This window comes from Thiorhodococcus minor (assembly GCF_010820565.1).
Lineage (GTDB): Bacteria > Pseudomonadota > Gammaproteobacteria > Chromatiales > Chromatiaceae > Thiorhodococcus > Thiorhodococcus minor.
The window spans coordinates 1-5,575 of sequence record NZ_JAAIJQ010000153.1; the positions used below are offsets into that span (position 1 = coordinate 1).

General features: G+C 56.3%; 6 protein-coding genes. 5 read left to right on the forward strand and 1 reads right to left on the reverse strand.

Annotated features, from left to right (window positions below):
- The first annotated feature begins 109 nt into the window (after positions 1 to 109).
- From G3446_RS25275 to G3446_RS25295, 5 genes are all read left to right on the forward strand, one after another.
- Positions 110 to 1,111: a hypothetical protein gene (locus tag G3446_RS25275; protein ID WP_164456447.1), complete on the forward strand. Its 1,002-nt coding sequence runs from the start codon at positions 110 to 112 to the stop codon at positions 1,109 to 1,111.
- Between the two features lie 197 nt (positions 1,112 to 1,308).
- Entirely contained in the window at positions 1,309 to 2,115 is an 807-nt protein-coding gene (locus G3446_RS25280) for a hypothetical protein (RefSeq protein ID WP_209262632.1), read from the forward strand.
- A complete protein-coding gene (locus G3446_RS25285) occupies positions 2,067 to 2,993 on the forward strand; it encodes a site-specific integrase (RefSeq protein ID WP_209262633.1) in 927 nt (308 codons plus the stop codon). The genes G3446_RS25280 and G3446_RS25285 overlap by 49 nt, the downstream gene beginning before the upstream one ends.
- Positions 2,990 to 3,391, forward strand: coding sequence for a TetR family transcriptional regulator (locus G3446_RS25290; protein WP_164456450.1), 402 nt, complete (start codon positions 2,990 to 2,992; stop codon positions 3,389 to 3,391). The genes G3446_RS25285 and G3446_RS25290 overlap by 4 nt, the downstream gene beginning before the upstream one ends.
- 208 nt (positions 3,392 to 3,599) lie before the next feature.
- Entirely contained in the window at positions 3,600 to 5,312 is a 1,713-nt protein-coding gene (locus tag G3446_RS25295; protein ID WP_164456451.1) for a P-loop NTPase fold protein, read from the forward strand.
- On the opposite strand, the gene G3446_RS25300 is transcribed toward G3446_RS25295, so the two are convergent.
- Positions 5,274 to 5,575 (reverse strand): hypothetical protein (locus tag G3446_RS25300; RefSeq protein WP_209262634.1); only part of this gene is annotated, 302 nt, incomplete at its 5' end. The genes G3446_RS25295 and G3446_RS25300 overlap by 39 nt on opposite strands.

Genomic DNA, 5,575 nt, shown 5'->3' on the forward strand with positions numbered 1-5,575 from the left:
TCTTCGGTGTTGAGACTGATAGCGTTGCAACGCTTCATCGGCATGCTCCTACAAGGTTCCTGTGAAGACGCATTATTGTAACATAATCATAGCTTTAGGCGCTAAGTCCATGGCATTGAGCCCGGAGCTCGGCCTCTGCATGTTGGCGATCGCGGCACGGACCGGCATGAATCCGACCCCTCTGTGCGAGCTGCCCGTTGACTGCCTACAGCGCCACCCACTGAAATCCAATCGAAAGCTGCTCGTCAGCTACAAGCGTCGGGGCAATGCCACGCACATCCAGGCGCTGCGCAAGAACAGCGACATTCAGGTCATCAAGACCGTGCTCCCCGATGTCGAGGCCATCGTCGACACGGTGAAGCGGCGCAATGCACCGGTGCGCGCTAAGAAGACGGAAGATCCAGGATGGCTGTTTGTCTACGAGACCAGAGACAAGCGCACCTTCGGCTCAGCGGCTGTGTTCAACCAGGTCGGGCTCGCCAAAGCCACTAGCGACTGGTGCCAGCGTCACGATTTGCGGGACGACGCTGGCAACCCGCTTCGGCTGAACGTGATGCGCCTGCGTAAGACCTTTGAGAATCGGATCTGGGAGCTGTCGGGCCAGGATCCGTTCGTTACCGCAAAGCTGAGCGGCCATTCCCTCAAGGTGAGCAACGATCACTACCTGGAGGCTCCCAAGGACGCCGAGAAGGACTTTCGATTCCTGGGTGAGGTGCTGACGAAGGAGCTGCTCTCGCAGCCGAGTGTCAGGTCTCTACCGAGCGAAAATACCCCGGTGAGCAAGTGCCGGGACACGCTCCATGGTCAGTTCGCCCCGAAAGCACGCGGCGAGCATTGCACGAACTTCCTGGCCTGCGTGCGATGCCGCTCCTTTGTCGTCACGGAAGACGATCTGTGGCGGTTGTTCTCCTACTACTGGCTCCTGGTCTCGGAGCGCAATCGGATCGGGTCACACAAGTGGTCCCGCTACTATGCCCATATCGTCCGCATCATCGATCGCGACATTGCCCCGCAATTCGATTCAGCCGTGGTGCACGCGGCACGTCAGCGCGCGAAAGACCAGCCGCATCCGTTCTGGAAAACCTGGGACCAGCTGGAGACTGCGCTATGACCCTGTCCGAGCCGGACATCATTCGCATCCAGCAAACGGATCCGGCCGCGATCGATCCCGCGATGCGCGACGACATGCCGGTGAGCTGGTACCGACGCGATGGCGGTGACTATCAGGTCATCAGTCGCTACGGTGATCCTGCCTGGCAGTTTCCTCAGAGTCGATTTGCGGCTGGCACGCAAGCCTCTGACAGGCGAATGGACTTCGACACCATCCCGCTCGTGTTTCGGCCGGCCCTGAAGGCAATCCTGCAACATTGGGATGTCGAAGTGCGTCCGCGTGGTGCTTCGCTCACGACCCTCTTCTACGGCAGCAAATCCTTTCTCGCCTATCTTGAGCGCCTGCAGGTGACTTGTCTTTCACAGATCACGGCGATGCACTGCGCAAGCTATGCCGCTCACTGCCGATCGCTGACGGGTCTCGACGGGAAGCGTTTGTCGAGGTACACGTTGGCGAACCGCTTCGTGGCCGTTGAGGCGCTGCAGCGCTGGGCGCTCGGCACTCCATACGCCTTTTCGGCGCCCTGGCCCGAGTCTTCCGCAGCGCATCTGGCCGGACTGACTGGACAGGGTCCTCGTCGGGCCACAACGCCTGTCATCCCTGACGACGTTCTAAAGAGCCTCTTCCAGGCGGCCGTCGAACGTTTGCAGGGGGCGGAGCGCCTATTCGAAGCCTACAGTGCAGTGGAATCAGAGCGTGCTCGTTTGGAGCGCGGAGGATCGCGCAACGGCTCAGTCAACGGACCCATCCGGACGCTCATCCGCGCCTTTGGGTTCCGCGACAAACGCGACTTCAACGCCGCCTATGCCGAACTGCTGCCTGCGGCGGCCATCGTGATCTTGAGACCCTATCGGGGATTCGCATTCATGAGCTCTGCTACCTCCAGAGTCGTCCCGAGCTTGGAGGGAAGTGCTGGTACGCGACCGAAAACGAGGATGGAGATCAGAGCTACTGGATGGTTTCCCGCTCCGACAAGACCGGTGAGGGCGAAACCGAGTGGATGATCCCCGCGTTGGCGACCGATGCCTTGGATGTGGTGACGCGTGTAGCGAGGCCACTTCAAGCATCGCTGGAGAAACAGCTCGCCGCAGGTCCGGAAAGCATCGAGCTAAATGCCAGGGCCGGAGACCAACGAAAGGTCTTCTTGGGACGACCCTACAAGCAGGGGACGGACATCGTCGGTCTGTCGAGCGACCGCATCGCAATCCTTATTAACACCTTCGCGAAGGCCCATGACATACCGTGGCACTTCGCACCCCATCAGTTCCGCCGCACCTTCGCGACGTGCGTGGCCAAGAGCGAATTTGGCGACCTGCGCTACTTGAGGCAGCACTTCAAGCACTGGAGTCTGGACATGACCGCGCTCTATGCGCTCAACGAGAAGCAGGATGCCGACCTCTACGACGAGGTCATGACGGCCGTGATCGATGAAAAGCTGGAGATCGTGACGCATTGGCTCGACAACGAGACCTTGTTATCAGGAGGCGGCGCTGAGCCGATCCGCGCCTTCCGGGCGAGTCACGAGCCCTTGCGGACCTACGAAAGCCGGAGAGAAATGGCCGCGCGCATTTCGGACTTGGTCCATATCCGTGCGACCGGTAGTGCCTGGTGCACCGCCGACGATGGGGGGTGCGCCGGTCGTAGCGTGGTCGAAAACACCCGTTGCGGCGACTGCCAGAACGCCGTCATCGATCGCCGGAATCTGAAACGCTGGGCGGGGATCTATGCTCAACAGCTGGAGTTGAGGGATATCGAGGACCTCGGGCCGGCGGCCAAGCTGCGGGTCGACCGCGATATCGCCCGGTGCGAGCAGGTGCTGCAGGATCTAGGGGCGCTTGAAGCCGTTCAGACCACGGCCGGGATCTTCGAGAGCCTCACGTGAGCACGCGAGCTGAACACACTCGTGAATCCCTGCTGCAGGCGCTGTATCGCCTGGAGAGGGGCCGCGGCCGGATCGTCAAGGATGGCAAGCTCTCGATCGCTGCGGTGGCGCGGGAGGCCGGTGTGAGCTCTGCGCTGATCCACAACCGCTATCCTGACGTCGCTGATCAGATCAACGTCGCGAAGAACAAAGGGTACCGGGTGCAACGTGACGCGAAGGTCAACGAGCTCAAGCGTCAGAAGGACATGAACCGGGAACTGCGGGCTGAGATTGCTGAGCTTTACGCGAAGCTCGCGAAGTCCGCATCTGTGATCGCCGCGCTGACGGCTGAGAATGATCGCCTAGCGGCGATTGTGTCCAGCGAGAATACGATCGTCTTACCGCAGAATCGAGGATAACTGGCTGAGTCGGCGGCTCCGTCCCAATGCCGGACACTCGGGATTCGTCGGTCGGCGTCCACAGTCGCGCCGACAGCCGACGCTGGCCCGAGTCACGAGTTACGTGTACTGTCCCAGCAAATTGGCAGACGGCGCTGCGCTCCTTCTGCCAGGGCGTGCCAGCGGGGCCGCTTAACCTATTGTTACGCACAGAAGCTCGGAGCCACTGATGTCGCTTAATGTTGTGAGGGAACAAATAGGCCGGTTCCTTGAAAGCGCAGAACCGGAAGTAATGGCAATCAAGGGAGCCTGGGGGGTCGGCAAAACATACACATGGCACACGTTACTACTCGATGCCAGGAGAAATGACAAGATTGCTCTGGATACCTATTCATACATTTCCCTTTTTGGCGTCCAGTCATTAGACTCGCTTAAATATGCGATATTCGAGCAAGCGGTCAACAAGAATATCATAGGGCAAGCTCCCAGCATCGAGTCATTTAAAAGCAATGCAGCCAAACTGGTTTCTTCTCTCAGCAAGAAATCTCTGATTTACTTCAATGCAGCGCCTGTAATCAAGAACTTTGCTCCAGCCATTCAATCCGCATCCTTCCTCTCAGTCAACAAGTCCGTGGTTTGCATCGATGACTTCGAACGAAAGAGCGACAGTGTTTCTCTGCGCGATATCTTAGGATTAGTTCTTCAATTAAAAGAACAGAGAAGCTGCAAAGTCGTCCTGATATTCAATGATCAAACTATGGGCAGCGAAAACAACGAAGAGTATCAAAAGTTCCGCGAAAAAGTTATCGACTTCGAAATCGAGTTCAACCCCACATCTCGCGAATGTGTCGAGATCGCAATTCCGAACCCCGCAGAGTCCAAGCAAGTACTTGTAGAACACATTGAGAAACTCGGTATCAGCAACATAAGGATCATCAAAAAAATCGAACGCCTATTCGACCAGTTCATGACGCATCTAGCCGGATTCGAAAAGGAAGTTACCCACCAAGCCGCGCACACTCTATGTCTATACGCGCTATGCTTCTATAGCACTAAGCCTGAAGTTCCGAAATACGATTACGTCAAGAATATTGGATATCGACTATTAGGATTTGACGAGCAGGAAGATCAGACTGATCAAGAAAGATCATGGAATGCTTTTCTTCGAGAATATGGATACCAACACGCCGATGAGTTTGACCTGCAAATAGCTGCTGCGGTTGAGAAGGGTTACATCGAAAGGGTCGCCCTAGCTCAAGAAGCAGGGAAGCTGAATAGTCAAATTGTCGCAGCAAAATCGGAGTCATCTTTTAGTTCCGCTTGGGATCTTTATCATAATAGCTTCGAGAACAACACCGAAGAAGTCCTCAACGCTCTACGTGCCAGCTTTGAGGTGAACGCTAAAGTTATAAGCCCGCTGAACTTGAACGGAACTGTGAGACTTTTCCGTGAGCTTGGAGAAGATGGTCAAGCTGATGATCTCATCGAAATATACGTTAGCGCTCACGAAGGTAATCCCCAAATCTTTGATCTCAATGCATATGGTTTTGCGGGAGAGATCACCGACGAAGCAATTCGTGAGCGCTTTTCTACAATCGCGGAAAGCAACAAAGCACCGAAATCAGTCAGGGATGTGCTTGCCGACATTTCAAGCCGGAATGGATGGAATGAGGAAGACGAGAAGGTTCTCGCGGACGCCACCGCCGAGGAGTTTCTTGATGTGTTCAAGAGCGAACAGGGGGGAAATCTCTCGCGTTACGTAAACGCCTCGCTTCGGTTCGGCAAATTTAGCAATTCATCGGAGCAGCAGCAAAAGATTGCAGAGAATGCTACGCAAGCCCTTAGGATAATTGCGAGAGAAAGCCTGATAAACAAGATGAGAGTGAGGAAGTACGGGGTGCAACTAGACAACGTGCTGGATGATGAAGGGAATATTGCGTAACAATTGCGCTTGCATCGACCGCTCGCTGACCAGTTTTTTCGACTGCTCCGTCTGACCAGCGAGCGGCGGGCTGCGCAAAACGTCAGCATCCCAACCGTCCGGCATCGGCGGTTCTTCAGACATCGCAGTTCGCGGTGCAGCAGGCCGCTCCCCGCGTTTTGCAGTCTCCATGCGTCGGCTGTAGATCATATCGTTACCCACATCTCGCCCCTCGTTCGTACACGCCAGCTTTGCGTTCGACCTCGGGGGGTAGACATGGAGGT

Coding starts and splice junctions, on each gene's coding strand:
- G3446_RS25295 (WP_164456451.1), top strand. CDS start 3,600: ATGTCGCTTAATGTTGTGAGGGAACAAATAGGCCGGTTCCTTGAAAGC.
- G3446_RS25285 (WP_209262633.1), top strand. CDS start 2,067: ATGGTTTCCCGCTCCGACAAGACCGGTGAGGGCGAAACCGAGTGGATG.
- G3446_RS25280 (WP_209262632.1), top strand. CDS start 1,309: ATGGACTTCGACACCATCCCGCTCGTGTTTCGGCCGGCCCTGAAGGCA.
- G3446_RS25275 (WP_164456447.1), top strand. CDS start 110: ATGGCATTGAGCCCGGAGCTCGGCCTCTGCATGTTGGCGATCGCGGCA.